Source organism: Dysgonomonadaceae bacterium zrk40 (assembly GCA_016916535.1).
In the GTDB taxonomy this organism is placed as follows: domain Bacteria; phylum Bacteroidota; class Bacteroidia; order Bacteroidales; family Dysgonomonadaceae; genus Proteiniphilum.
In genome coordinates, this window is the sequence record CP070276.1 from 1,990,388 (window position 1) to 2,004,869 (window position 14,482).

Genomic DNA, 14,482 nt, shown 5'->3' on the forward strand with positions numbered 1-14,482 from the left:
ACTATATTTTGTTGATTATTTACCTGTTATGAATTTTAATTGGGCAGACAATTCGAAGTATTCTGCCTGTTGCATTAAAAAGTCTTGTTTTGTCCGTATGGCTGCTTCTGTGTTCTGAATAAACTGGACATAGTCGATACTGCCTAAACGGTACGCCAGGTTGGAAGCCTGAATTTGTTCGTCGGCCAGAGGCAATGCTTCTTTTTGATAATAGTTGATAACCTGTTGCAAAGTAAGGTAACGGCTGATTTGCTCGTTGTACCCGGCTTTCAGTTCCAGTTCCTTTTGCTCGTACTGTTGGTTTGCAATTTGGAAGTCAATTTTTGAAGCTTTGGTTTTGCCCGATTGTGAAAAGAAAGCCAGCGGGACAGAAATACCTACTTCCCATCCATAAAATCCTGAATTGCCGTCAACCGACTGCCATTTATAACCCAAGTCTAACTTTGGAAGGAAATTGGCTTTTTCCGCTTTCCATGCCGATTCTGCCACATCAATCCCGGTTGAATAATAATTCAGCAGCGGGCTTTCGCTCAATGAATCAATTTCGGAAACTATATTGAAAGCATACTGCCCCAAATCCTGTATGTTAACATCTACCGCAATCGGGTATAATAGGTATTGATTCAGAATTTGCAAGTTTGCCAAATAGTTGCTTTCAGCTTTCTTTAAATTTACCTGCAATTCTTTGTATTTGGCCGATGCCGAAAGATATTCGATTTTTGAAGTTGCCTGTGTATTGTAACGCAACTCCGCAGCTTTCTGAAAATCGGTGTACAAGGTGTCAAGGTCTTTAAATAGTTGCCATTGCTGTTTGGCATGGACTGCATTGTACCAGGCAAGACTAACATCACGAGCCAACGAATATTCGGTAAGTTCCTGACCGGATAAAGCTTGTTTTGTACGGCTGTTTGCAAGCTTGCTTTTAGCCGGTATGCCGAACAGGTCAATGTCTGTTTGTCCAATCCCGATTTTGTTTTGAATACCCGGTGCGTTGTTGCCTACTTCTTCTTTCCCGGTATAAATCGAAGTCGTTCCCAGTTCGTATGCCGTAGCTTTTAATGCTTCCTGTTTGTCAACTTCCAATTTGGCTGCCTTAATTGCCGGATAGTTTTCTTTTGCCCTTTCAATGGCTTGTGGCAATGTTATCGTAGAATCCTGCGCATTGGCATTTCCTGAAATTCCCAAACCTGCAATCACAACAAGAACGGTAAACATCCCTAAAGCTGTTTTTGGCATTTTTATTTTTTTAACGCCACTTTCAACAAATTTATAGAGAATAGGTAGCACAATAAGCGTCAACAAGGTTGATGTCAACATTCCTCCAATCACCACAGTAGCCAAAGGGCGTTGAACTTCTGCTCCTGCCGACGTGGAAACCGCCATAGGCAGAAAGCCCAGAATATCGGTTGAAGCTGTTAATAAAATTGGACGGATACGCCGGATTGAACCTTTTTTAATAATGTCGTTTATATGGAGTTTGCCTTCTTCTTTCAATTCATTAAAACCGCTAATCAACACTAAACCGTTAAGTACCGCAACGCCAAACAGGACGATAAAACCTACGCCAGCCGAAATACTAAAAGGCATATCACGCAAATAGAGCGAAAATATACCCCCAACAGCGGCAAACGGCACAGCCACATAAATCATTAGCGTTTGTTTAAACGACTTTACAGCGAAGAAAACCAACATGAAAATTAATGCCAAAGCAAGCGGAACAACCAGCGACAAGCGTTTTGAAGCCCTTTCGAGGTTTTCGAACGCACCGCCATATCGGATATAATAGCCGGTTGGCAGTTCTAGTTTTTCATCTAAGACAGATTGGATTTCTTCTACAAGCGATTTCACATCCCTGTCGGCAACATTAATCCCCACGTAGGTTCTACGGTTGGTATTGTCGCGGCTAATTTGCATCGGTCCTGGCTGGTAACTAATTTCGGCCACTTCTTTTAAGGGAATTTGATTACCATCGGGAAGGGTTACAAATAAATTCCTGACATCGTCAATACTTGTGCGGTGTTCCTCATCCAGTCTCACAACAAGGTCGAACATCCGCTCGCCTTCGTAAATGCTTCCGGCAACGCCACCACTAAAAGCGGACTCAACAATGGTATTGAGTTCCTTAATCTTCAGGTTGTAGCGGCCAAGCTTGTTGCGGTCGTAATGAACGGTAATCTGTGGCAATCCTCTTGTGGCCTCTGCTTTTACACCAGCCACACCATCAATACCAGAAACCAGCCCAGCAATTTCCGTAGCTTTATCAGCCAGTAATTCCAAATCATCGCCATACAGTTTAATGGCCACATCTTCACGGATACCAGTTAACAGTTCATTGAAACGCATTTCAACAGGTTGACTGAATTCATAATTGATACCGGGTAATACGCTGATTTTTTCTCTAACTTTATCAATTAATTCTTCTTTCGATGCGGCTTTTGTCCATTGTTTCTGAGGATTTAAAATCACAAATATATCTGCAATGTCCAAAGGCATTGGGTCCATGGGTAAATCTGCCACACCAATCCTGCTTTGAATACTTTCTACTTCATCAGGAAAGTTTTCCAAGACAATTTGTTCCAGTCGGGTAGAAGTTTTTGTGACTTCGCTCAATGAAGTTCCCGGCTTTAAAAATGCCTGAAAAGCAAAATCGCCTTCATCGAGTTTTGGGTTAAATTCGGCTCCCATCCGTGTAAACAGAAAACTGCCGGAAATCAAAAGCACAAAAGCAATTGTTATTACAATCCAACTTCTTTTCAATGACCAACCGATTACGGGAGTGTAAGCATTTTCGAGTTTCCCAATTATTTTATCGCCCCAGGTTTTTTTGTCTGTTTTAGGTGGTTGGAGGAATAAGGCTGCCATCATTGGAATATAGGTAAGGCACAATATTACCACGCCCAAAACGGCAAATCCAAAAGTCATAGCCATTGGTATAAACATTTTACCTTCAACACCCTGCAAGGCTAAAACCGGGATGAAAACAATCAAAATAATCAACTGACCAAAAAATGCTGAGTTCATCATTTTGCTTGACGAATTATAGGCAATTTCGTTTCGTTTCGCCTGGTCGAGTTTTGTGCCGATAAGGTTTTTACGGTGCAGGTAAAAAATCATACTTTCGACGATAATAACCGACCCATCGACCAATATCCCGAAATCGAGCGCCCCCAAACTCATCAGGTTTGCCCATACCCCAAACAGGTTCATCATGATAAAGGCAAATAGTAATGCCAGAGGAATTGTAGATGCCACGATTAATCCGCCCCTTAAATTCCCCAGGAATATTACGAGGACAAAAATTACAATTAGCGCACCCAACGACAGGTTTTCTGCAACCGTAGATGTGGTACTTTTAATGAGCTTACTGCGGTCAAGAAAAGGTTTAATTTCAACACCATCAGGCAGTGATTTTTGAATTAAAGCCATTCGCTCTTTTACATCCTTAATCACATCGTTTGAGTTTTCGCCCTTCAGCATCATCACGATACCGCCAACAGCTTCACCCTTACCATCTTTTGTAAAAGCGCCGAAGCGGACAAAACTTCCGTATTTCACTTCTGCTACATCCCTGATAAAAATGGGTTGCCCGTCAATGTTTGCGACCAAAGTGTTTTTAATATCATCCAACGAACGCATCAACCCTTCGCCACGGATAAAGTTGGCCTGAAAATTTTTCTCGATATATGCGCCGCCTGTGTTCTGATTGTTGTCGTCAAGTGCTTCAAAAATATCCGAAATGGCTAAACCCATACTTCTGAGTTTATCAGGATTAACAGCGACTTCGTATTGTTTACCCCTGCCCCCAAAAGAGTTTACTTCTACCACTCCGGGCAGCATAGCCATTTGTCGTTTTACAATCCATTCCTGCATGGTGCGCAGTTCCATGTCGTTATAAACGGTATCGTAACCGGGTTGCACTTCAAGCGTGTATTGATAAATTTCGCCTAATCCGGTGCTGATTGGCGCCATAAACGGTTCCCCAAATCCCTGTGGAATTTTTTCTTTCACTTCGGCTAAGGCTTCACTTACCAACTGCCGGGGAAGATATGTCCCGGCGCTTTCTTTGAAAACAATGGTTACAACCGAAAGCCCAAAACGTGACACACTTCGTATTTCGGTCACGTCGGGCAGGTTCGCTACTGCCAATTCTACCTGATAGGTTACAAACTGTTCAATGTCTTCCGTGCCCAAATTGGGTGCGGTGGTAATTACCAAAACCTGATTGTTTGTAATGTCAGGTGTGGCGTCAAGTGGCACTTTCGTCATGGAATATATTCCGCCAATAATCAGTCCGATTGTCATCAGCCCGATAAGTGCCTTATTCTTTATTGAAAAGGATATTATACTGTTTATCATTTCATCTAAAATTTATTTGTTTGAATCTTGATTTTATTTTTAATATTTCGTTTCATAATATCTATTGAAATTTTCTTTGTTTTTGAAATAGACCACGTCCTGTTTATTCCTTGTTTTAAGTCCGATAATTGCGTCAGCTTTGTTTATTGAATCTCCCGAAAATGCATCGGCAACCATTGCCACTTCCTTGAAATGTTTTGCGAGATGATTAAAACATTGTTGGCTACAGAAATAGTAAACTTTATTCTCAAAAACTGCTTTAGTACTTTCATGAATCTGTAAATTATCCCCATTCATACATATCCAGTTTTCAGGCATGTTCTGACCATACCATACAATTTTACGCCATGCGAACCTGGTTTCGCAACGATAGGTATAGAAAATCAGAATTGACATAAGACTCAGAAGAAGGATGCTGAAACTTATCAGCATGGTCCTGTTAAATTTTTTATTATCAAGCTTTTGCTTTTCAAGAAGCTCCTGCTTGCTTAATCTCTTCTTTTTCATACTTAAAAGATTAAGTGATTAATATTGCCGATAAAAAATGTGCTATCGGATTTATAAGAAAATCTAAAAGAAATTAAACAGCGAAGGGAGGTGCCCTCAATGAATAGTTGGTGAGAAATATTTGTTTGGGAGGAGAAAAACAAAAATAAATAATGCCAATTACCTCGTCAACATTTAATGCTATATCTGACTTTGATTCACTTCTAAAAAGGTCGAAATGTAGTTGCGTTACAAGCGGTAATTTTACATCAACATCGCCAGATTTTTCTGAAACGACAATATTTAAGGCATGGCAATGCGTTTCAGGATTTTCTCCGTGCTTTTCAGATTTTGATGTTTTACACTCCGAACTTTCCGAATGTGATTCAACGGAATCGAAATGATGATGATGAGGAACAACAGCATGGGCAAAAATAATTATCCCTGCAATCAGCACAAGAAATTTACCCGTATGTTTTTCCAATAAACTCAATCTCTTACAGTTTTAAAATGTTGATACAAAGTTATAACGACAAATATACACCAAAGTTCATGCAACCGGGTTGCAAAGTTATTTTTTACAATTTGAACAAACTCCTTTTACTACCATATTTGCGCTTTCGAGGGAAAAACTACTGGGGAGGTTTATAGTTGGAACAGGAATGTCGTTTAAACAAAAGGTTTGATTGCAATTTGTGCAAAGAAAATGAACATGCAGGTCTTCGGGGTCGCACTCGCAATTGTCCTGACAAAGCGCATATCTCAAAGAACCCGAACCATCTTCTATCGAATGAATCAGTTTGTTTTCCTGAAATGTTTTTAGTGTTCTATAAAGAGTTGCTTTATCGGCTTTTTCAATTTTTTGTTCTAATTCAGGCAAACTAATAGCCGTTTTTTGTTCTGTTAGAACTTGCAAAACCAATTGTCGCATTGCAGTTGGTTTGATGTTTTTTAAGTTGAGTTTGTTGTCTATTTCCTTTTTCATTTTGTCGGTTCATTTCTTAATAGCTCAAAAGTAACAATTCAGCACGAGTGTGTAGGCAAAATTGCAGCTCTTTTACAAGCCTTTGGTTTGGGCGTTGGCTTGTGGGGGCTTGGAAATGTGCTGCAATGTGGGGTGGGGTTTCTTTCCTTTTTTTGCGGGGGGAGAAAAAAAACAAAATAAATTCCATCAAATTTGCACCGACTTGTCAAAGAGCTAAATATTTTAATCTGCTTGTTTTAAACTGCACCTATCAGTCTTGAAGGTTCTCTTTTTTCGCCTTGTTGCTAACATCTGTGTATACGCCATACTATTGCATATACATTTCATATATGCTACCTGTTTGTTTTTATAATATTCATATTATAAATACTTTATGGAGACTGTCTGTTTTTTGTGCAATTGCGCATACAGTAATTTTCCCTGAGCTGATTCTTCATAGGTTATGACTTCTCTTCAATATTTACCTAGGTGAGAATGACCACTGCTCGTTTAGTTCTCAAAGGGATTTCAATGATATGAGTTAACTTTCCACCATTTCTTACTATTGGCAATTGATTCAAGCAACGAATTTACGAAAACATTTCTGCTTTACCTATCAATTCTTTTATCCAATTTGTGCTATTTCTCTCGATTTTCCTTTGAAGTTTCTTTAATCGCCTGGAAGAACAAGTCTGTCCTCCTATCATGACTAATCGTTCCTTCTTCCAGATCCATCAACTCGATGGCTCTCTGATACGCTTCATCGCTTACTCCTACGTGAAATCGCAATTGATCTTCTCCCTCACCACTTTCCAGTACGACATGGTGTGAATTTTTCTCTTCTTGCATCAATTCTGATTTATTTCCAGGTTATGATTCTCAATAAACAAATATAGACAAAGAACAATTAAAAATTTGACAACCTGTGTCATTATGAAAATAAACCTCTGATAAAACTATAAGGTTTTTTCATTTCTCATTCACGCAAATCAGTTTTTTTGTCAATATAATCCTTCACATCCTCAATATTTTCTTTTATTTTTGCATTGTTACATCGTTGGATTTTAAATATATAGTCTTTGACTACCTTTGCCAATATTGAATTCAGTTCTTTTTAAGGATAAATACGAAAGATGAAAAATGTTCTTATGCCATGGATAATGTTTGCCTGGATACCTCCATTGAACAACTATCTGAGATTGAGGGTTTGAGTAATAGTACATTTAATATTTGCAAATACAACAACCTCAACAATCTCTTCCAAATACTGGATTACTATAATTCACATGGCCACTTTCATGACATTAGAAATTGTGGATTACAGACCAGTAATGAACTGGTACAAATTTCCCAAAAATATATTTCTCTCCATTCTTCAAATAAAATGGCGGATATTGAACTGCCAGATTTAAAATCCCATACACCTCTCGTAGAACTGCCTGAACCTGAAAAATATACTCATTTGCAAAAGATGATCTTTACTAATTTCATCAACATTAAAATTATTTTACTCTCTGTTCGTTTAAAGAATACACTTAGAAAGTATTTAAATGATGATTATTCTTTCGATACCTTTGAAAGGATGATTCTCTTAACTCCTGAAGATAAATTGAGAAATATCAATGGATTGGGAGAGAAGTCATTTGTTGAATTGAGAAAACTCATAAACAGTGTAAATGAATACATCGATACTTTCATACATAGATAATCTTACATATTCTTTTTTCTTCATGGCTGATATAGTTGCAAAGTTAAAGCACCTGGCACATGATACTTATGGCCCCCCCCGGCAAAAACAGCTATCCCTATTAAAGCCGTTCTCTATATTCCAAGACAGCAACAACTCTCAATTTCCTAACACCACACTTCCCTGGCTGTTTTTGCCTTACCGGTAGTGAAATCCATCTACCAACTTATGTTCCTTGCAACATCCCCCTTCACACCGCATCTCAACAGTCTCCCAAACATTAACCGGTCTCCCCGTTTCCCATCCGAAGCCGGTTTTTCTCCGCCCCATCTCTCTCACCGCCCCACAAAGTCCAACCGGAACAGGAAATAAGGTGTTCGTCAATCGCTCGCTTAGTTCACAAAACATGCCTGCAAGGGCAAGCAAGTGGCTTGAAAAAAATCTCCACCTTTTGGAGATTCGCCTCCGGCTCCTCTCTTTCAAAAGGTAGTATTTTTTTCGCCACCCTTGCAGGCACCGCATCCACACTTAGCTCTTGCGCTCCCGCTCACTCCGCTCCCGTTCCCCTCATCTGCAATGTGATTGGCATCTACAACCCAACAGCGTTCCCAATCACGGTCAATCTAAGGTCGCTTTGTTTGGTGCTCATCGCTGCGTGGCTGCTTGTTTTGTTGCACAACGCTCGCTCAATCCTCACGCGTGGCTACTCTTGCCCCCTTGAATCCCCAATAAGGTATTCGCTTCGCTCATACATTATTTGAAAGGGGGCAACCGCCACTCCGTGTTTCTGCTCGCCTGCGGGTCGCTCAGGCTAATCGGGGTGTCACACTTTTTGTATATCTACCGTCCCCCCACATCACTGTTGTCCCTTTCTTATCCCATCGCTTTGCCATGTCCATTCCGCTCGCTCCCTCTCCGCCCGACCCTCATGCTTCGGGTCGGTCCGGATCCTCCTCTCGCTCCATTCACATCGCTTCGCTCTCTCGGTTTTGCACCTCCGCGTTACTGCCGTGTTCGCTACGGCTCTCTCTGTCGGCAGCCGACCCTCATGCTTCGGGTCGATCTCCCTCCTCCGTTCGCTTCGCTCGCACCGCAACGCTCCCCGCGTTTACCACCACCGATCTTTCATCGGCGTGAGCTTGCTTCCGCTCCTCTTCCGTTCCATTCCGCGCTTTCACGCCAGGCGCTTTCTACCAATGGGCAAGGGATCTCAAGCTTTCTTCCCGCCCTTGCAGCCAAGTATGCTTCGCACTTCGCTGCAAGGCCGCCCTCCCCAAAGCCCCTGGCGTTTCATCGCTACATTCCACTCCTTTCGTCGCTCCACCAAGCCCACACCTTCCCGGAGGCCATATAACAAAAAGTCCGCCACCCCGGCTGTCATCAGCAGGCGTCACCAGCGCTCATGACTTCGCGCTCCCTCATGCCACCGCCTTCGCTCCACTCGCGTCGGCTCGCGCCTCGTCACTCCGCAAGCAAAAACAGGTCGCTGCGCTCCCCCGTTTTTCCATTGCTCCGTTCCAGCTCAAGGCTGCATTTCCTGTTTGACCCAGTCCAATCACATCCTGAAAACATTTATCTTAATCTAATTACCGGGCACAGTGGAACCTTAGAACACACGTCGCTTCGCGACGTGTGTTTTCTTTTTTCGATCCAACCACATTTGCGTGATCCTTGTTCTCACAATTCCCGCTTGCAACAATTGAAACAAAATAATCTGTATAAATTGGCAGGAAAAACTGATCAGTTTTTCCGCCAATTCAATAATCATTTTTAATGAAAATCTTTCATCTCGTCCAGTGGAAAAACCCTACATTTGCTCCATGCAAAAGGAACTCAACACCCAGAAAATCGAACTGATTCATCCTGAAAGCTCTGAGCAAAAATATCCCTACATCGGGGATATCCAGGCTGGGTTTCCTTCGCCGGCCGAAGATTTCTTTCACGATTACATCAGCCTGGACGAGCTGCTGATCGATCAAAAGGAGACCACATTCTTTGCCCGGGTGACCGGCAGTTCCATGAGCAACGATTTCAACGACGGTGATCTGCTCATCATCGACAAGAGCCTGGAGTGGGAGGAAAACAAAATCGCACTCTGCTTCATCAATGGTGAGTTCACCTTGAAACGGATCAAGGTGAAAGAGAATAAATGCTTCCTGCTCCCCTCGAACCAGGATTTTCCCCTCATCGAGGTCAACTACGAACAGGGTGTGACGATCTGGGGCATTGTCAAATATTCAATTCGCAAACACTGATGTACGCGCTGGTCGACTGCAATAACTTTTACGCTTCCTGCGAAAGGGTTTTCAACCCTTCGCTGAACGGCAAACCTATCGTTGTTCTCTCGAACAACGACGGTTGTGTTATTGCCCGATCCAACGAAGCCAAAAGCCTCGGCATCCCCATGGGGGCGCCGGCTTTTGAGTATGAATCGGTTTTCCGTCGGAACAGTGTCAAAGTCTTCTCCGCTAACTTCCCGCTCTATGGTGACATGAGCCACAGAGTGATGAGCCTGCTTTCCAACTTCTCACCCGATCAGGAGATCTATTCCATCGACGAGTGCTTCCTGAATCTCGATGGCCTCAACGTGGACCTGCAACAGTATGGCCTGCAGATGAAGTCTCGTGTCGAGAAGGGTACCGGTATCCCGATCAGCATTGGCATCGCACCCACCAAAGCTCTTTCCAAACTGGCCAACCGCATCGCGAAGAAGTTTCCCAAGGAGACCGGTAGCAGCTACGTGATCGACAGCGAAGAGAAAAGGATCAAAGCCCTCAAATGGTTGAAGGTGGAGGATATCTGGGGTGTGGGCAGAAGGAATTCGAAGAAACTTTATGCCATCGGTGCCAACAAGGCCATCGACTTTGTGCAGCTCCCCGAATCCTGGGTGCTGAAGAACATGACAATCGTCGGATTAAATCTTCAAAAAGATTTGAAGGGAATCCCCACCCTCGAGATGGTACCGGTGGAAAAGAAGAAGAGCATCGCTACCACCCGCACCTTCGAGACGGATCTCCGCTCCTTCGATGAGGTGCGGGAGCGCATTACTACATTCACGGCCATGGGTGCCGAGAAGTTGAGGCAGCAGCGATCGCTCTGCAAAAAGATGATCGTTTTCCTCGAAACCAACCGTTTCAAAGAGCACGAAACGCAATACTACCCATCCATACAGATCAAACTTCCTTTCCCGACCAACTCCACGCTCGAGCTGGTGAAGTTCGCCAACATCGCTTTGAAACAGATCTACAAGCCGTATCTTTATTTCAAGCGGGGTGGGGTATGGTTCACCGATTTTGTCGATGCCAACGAGTTCCAACCCTCGCTCTTCTTCAACTCCGATCCCAAACACAAAAAACTGATGGAGGCCATCGACGGCCTAAATCACAAGTACCACAAGGAAGTGATCCGCATCGCCACCCAGGATCCCCGCAAACACAAGATGCGCCAGGAACACCTCTCCAAACACTTCACCACCGACATCAACGAAATTCTCACTGTCGGATTGTAGTTATTGCAACCCCATAAATGAACCCCCGCAAAGATACGGTGGCTTGCGCTGTAATCTTACAAGGTCAAGCCCTTCGGGTTTCCGATGAAATCTCCAATTCCGCTTCCGCGGAAATCGTATTTCACCGGAAAACCTTGCCGATTACAAAGCCACCCTTTGCTGATCGCTATGGTTTCATTTATTCCTTCGATCTATTTCTGTTCGCGCTTATTCTAATTATCGACGATTAATTAGAATTAAAAGATTCTTATCCTATATTTTTCACTTCTATTGAAGTTCCATTTTTTTCTCTCCAAATTATTAGAGTATCGTTAGAGTATTGTTAGATTTTACCCTTTCTTTCCCCTGCAATCGAATGCTTTTACAAGCATAAAAGCGTAATCCTCACCGGTTTAATGGTGCCCTGATTTCCTGTTGTAATTTTATTTCCGGAGATGGCCCGATAGGTATCTGCTTTGGGGCAGTGAGGATTCCGGCCGGCATCGGTTTACGATTCTGTAAACCAAAAATTTCAGAGTCACCCTACCGACAAGTCAATACCAACTCCGTACCATCTCTTATTAAACCATATGTTTAACATTTTAAAATTTATCTATCATGGGTACAATTAAACAAGGTATTTTAGGCGGATTCTCCGGCAAGGTGGGGAACATAGTCGGAGCCTCCTGGAGAGGCATCGATTACATCAGAAGCATGCCTGCCAGCGTGCACAACCCGCGGACCGAGGCACAGGTGTCTCAGCGCACACGGTTCTCTATCATCGGCAAGATGTTGAAGACTTTCGTCCCGATCATCCGGGTGGGCTTCGCAAGCAGCGTCGGTACGGGTAAGAGTGCCTTCAGCGTGGCGATGTCCTACAACGTCAAAAACGCGGTGATCGGCATCTACCCCGACTTCGAGATCAACTTCCCGTTGGTGAAGTTGACTTCCGGAGAGCTCTATGGTGCCGGCAGTGCATCGGCGACAAGCTCTGGGGGGAGTCTCGACTTCGTGTGGGACACCGATCTGCTCAACAACGCGGCAGCCACCGACAAGGTGATCCTGATGGCATTCAACCCGATCACCGGTGATGCATCCTACGACATGGATGCGGCTACCAGGGCCGACGGCAGCGGTTCACTGGCTGTGCCCCCCACTTGGGATGGCGAGCTGGTGGATACCTATCTGGCGCTCACCTCGGCAGATGGCAAGCTGGTCTCTAATTCGGTCTACGCGGGCCGGGTTGAGGTCTCGATGATTTGATCTTTGTTCGGAGCCGCCCCACGGGCGGCTCCGTTTCTCCCTCTGCAGGCTTCCGCGCTCACGAGAATCTAATGGATTACAACGATGGTTATGTTGATGGATATACTTCCGGTGAACGGTGAATGGCTGGTCACCATGAGTTCTTTCCTGGGCGGTGGCGCCCTGGGGGGATGGATCTCTGCGGTGGTGAACCGTAAGGAAAACAAACGAATCAAGCAAAGCGAGGCTTTCCAGTCGGAGGCTTCCGCCAAACGGGAGGATGCCCTGGCTGCGACGGAGATGATGGGTCTCCTGGAACGAACGGTGGCCCACATGGAGAAGATGAATTCCTACAACAAGTCCAATTCGGAGGAGCTGCTTAGAATCCTGAGGGAGAAGGAGGGCATCAACGAGAAGCTGAAGAAGGATCTCGCCTTGCTTCAACTGCAGATCACCGAAGATCACCGGCGTATCACCGGTCTCGAGAAAACGGTGGAGCGGGAGATCCGCTGGCGCAAGGATGGGGATGATCACTACTGCTTGGTGGTCGATTGTCCAAACCGTTTACCACCTCGTGGTACTTTCAAACGGGTTGAGGAACAACAATAATCCCACAAATTCAATTTCCAAACATCATGAACCGGCAACTCTTCTTTCAGGAAATCAACCGTTCACTCTTCAACGGGAAACTGAACGACCGCCAGCGGGAGGGGATCCTACACAAGCTGGCAGCGTTCGCCAAGTTCGAGGTGACTGTCGACAATTGGTGTGCTTACATGCTGGCCACATCTTATCACGAAACCGCGCATACCATGCAACCCATTGAGGAGTGGGGGAAAGGTGCGGGTAAATCCTACGGGAAGAAGATCAAACAAAATGGCCAGCCCTACACCTGGCCGGACCAGATCTACTACGGCCGTGGGGATGTCCAACTGACATGGTATGAGAATTACGTACGGATGGGTGATCTGATGGGGCTGCCGCTCTTGGAACAACCGGAGCTCGCGCTCGATCCCGAGATCTCCGCCCAAATCCTCGTTGAGGGAATGGTCCTGGGCAAATCCAACCGGGGCGACTTCACCGGCTACTCGCTCGAGAACTTTTTCAACCCCCAACGCGACGATCCCTTCGGTGCCCGCCGTATCATCAACGGCCTCGACAGCGCCCACACCATCGCCGGCTACCATTACAAATTCCTCGAAGCAATCCGAAAAGCATCATGAATAACTTAGTCAAACATACAGCTTCACAACACAGAATTGTTGCACAAAATGCTACACCAATCTTTGCACCAATCTTTGCACCAGTGGTTGCACCAGTGGTTGCACCAAATAGAACAGCACCGGTTGTCCTGTTGCTCTTAGCAACCCTGCTCTTCCTGGTGGGATGCAAACCCAAACAAATCATCACAGAAAAAGTGGTGTCAACCACGGACAGCTCAGCCGTGATCTCTTTAAAGAATGAACTTCAGACAAAAGAAATCCAGATTGAAAACCTCAAAACCGATTTTAAGCGCCTCAGCGATGAGAACACCCGGTTGATGAGTGAATCTTCAAGCCACACCATAAACTACGACACCGCGGCCACTGTGGATCCACACACGGGCAAATATCCCATTGCAAGTGAAACGATCACCCAAAACAAAAGCCTGCTTGAAAAAACGATCAAAGAGTTTGAGATCCTGGAACAGGAGTATAACAATGAAATTTATAAACTAACCCGGGAGAACCAAAACCTCGAATACACCCTTGAAGCTTTAAAAGAAGAAAACCTCACTTTGAAAGAAAAAACCACCCCAACAACCGGATTTAATTTCCGTCTATTTTTTGCAGGGATGATCTTCGGTATTGTACTTATACTTATTACAATTGCTTTTAAAAACAAAATTTTAACCCTCAAAATACCGAGCAATTTATAACGGTTCTCAGCTATACGCAGGCAGGGATTTTAACCACTGAACTTCCTACGAAGAACTGAACTTCAAATTTAGCACTTTCCTGTCCTACGAAGCACGAAACCCCTGCTTGCGTATAGGTGATGTGTGCGCCCTGCATGAGCAGAGCGCACCTGCTGCAAGCAACAGTAAAATTTCAAAATTACAAATAATTTTGGTTAAACAATGCTCTAAGCAGGTGTATTTTTCCAGAGGGTGTAAGTCCCTTATGCACGGGGTCGTGCCCGAAGCATTAGCAAGTCGCAAGCTGGTTGTTGGTGACGACAGCAGTGAAGGAAGCGAGACTGCAAAATCCGGTACTGACGA

11 protein-coding genes are annotated in these 14,482 nt (G+C 44.3%); 7 read left to right on the forward strand and 4 right to left on the reverse strand.

Annotated elements, in window-relative coordinates:
* Window positions 1–15 precede the first annotated feature (15 nt).
* The 4 genes from JS578_08340 to JS578_08355 form a co-directional block, all read right to left on the reverse strand.
* Complete coding sequence (locus tag JS578_08340) at window positions 16–4,356, reverse strand: CusA/CzcA family heavy metal efflux RND transporter (GenBank protein QRX62899.1); 4,341 nt, start codon at window positions 4,354–4,356, stop codon at window positions 16–18.
* A gap of 39 nt (window positions 4,357–4,395) precedes the next feature.
* Window positions 4,396–4,863: a hypothetical protein gene (locus tag JS578_08345; GenBank protein QRX62900.1), complete on the reverse strand. Its 468-nt coding sequence runs from the start codon at window positions 4,861–4,863 to the stop codon at window positions 4,396–4,398.
* A gap of 73 nt (window positions 4,864–4,936) precedes the next feature.
* On the reverse strand, window positions 4,937–5,335 hold the full coding sequence (locus tag JS578_08350) for a hypothetical protein (GenBank protein QRX62901.1): 399 nt from the start codon (window positions 5,333–5,335) through the stop codon (window positions 4,937–4,939).
* 78 nt (window positions 5,336–5,413) lie between these two features.
* Window positions 5,414–5,827 carry a transcriptional repressor gene (locus JS578_08355; protein QRX62902.1) on the reverse strand — a complete coding sequence of 138 codons (414 nt, stop codon included), beginning with the start codon at window positions 5,825–5,827 and terminating at the stop codon, window positions 5,414–5,416.
* Window positions 5,828–6,959: 1,132 nt separating this feature from the next.
* On the opposite strand from JS578_08355, the gene JS578_08360 reads away from it, so the two are divergent.
* From JS578_08360 to JS578_08390, 7 genes are all read left to right on the forward strand, one after another.
* A complete protein-coding gene (locus JS578_08360) occupies window positions 6,960–7,514 on the forward strand; it encodes a hypothetical protein (protein ID QRX62903.1) in 555 nt (184 codons plus the stop codon).
* Between the two features lie 1,799 nt (window positions 7,515–9,313).
* Window positions 9,314–9,748 (forward strand): translesion error-prone DNA polymerase V autoproteolytic subunit, encoded by a 435-nt coding sequence (gene umuD, locus JS578_08365; protein ID QRX62904.1) that lies wholly within the window; start codon window positions 9,314–9,316, stop codon window positions 9,746–9,748.
* Entirely contained in the window at window positions 9,748–11,001 is a 1,254-nt protein-coding gene (locus JS578_08370) for a Y-family DNA polymerase (GenBank protein QRX62905.1), read from the forward strand. Before umuD ends, JS578_08370 begins: the two co-directional genes overlap by 1 nt.
* Before the next feature lie 597 nt (window positions 11,002–11,598).
* Window positions 11,599–12,243: a hypothetical protein gene (locus JS578_08375; protein ID QRX62906.1), complete on the forward strand. Its 645-nt coding sequence runs from the start codon at window positions 11,599–11,601 to the stop codon at window positions 12,241–12,243.
* Window positions 12,244–12,339: 96 nt separating this feature from the next.
* Entirely contained in the window at window positions 12,340–12,831 is a 492-nt protein-coding gene (locus JS578_08380; protein QRX62907.1) for a hypothetical protein, read from the forward strand.
* 26 nt (window positions 12,832–12,857) lie between these two features.
* The gene (locus tag JS578_08385; GenBank protein ID QRX62908.1) at window positions 12,858–13,445 is read left to right on the forward strand and encodes a hypothetical protein; all 588 of its coding nucleotides are present in this window, start codon (window positions 12,858–12,860) and stop codon (window positions 13,443–13,445) included.
* Entirely contained in the window at window positions 13,442–14,140 is a 699-nt protein-coding gene (locus JS578_08390) for a hypothetical protein (protein ID QRX62909.1), read from the forward strand. Before JS578_08385 ends, JS578_08390 begins: the two co-directional genes overlap by 4 nt.
* The last annotated feature ends 342 nt before the right edge of the window (window positions 14,141–14,482 follow it).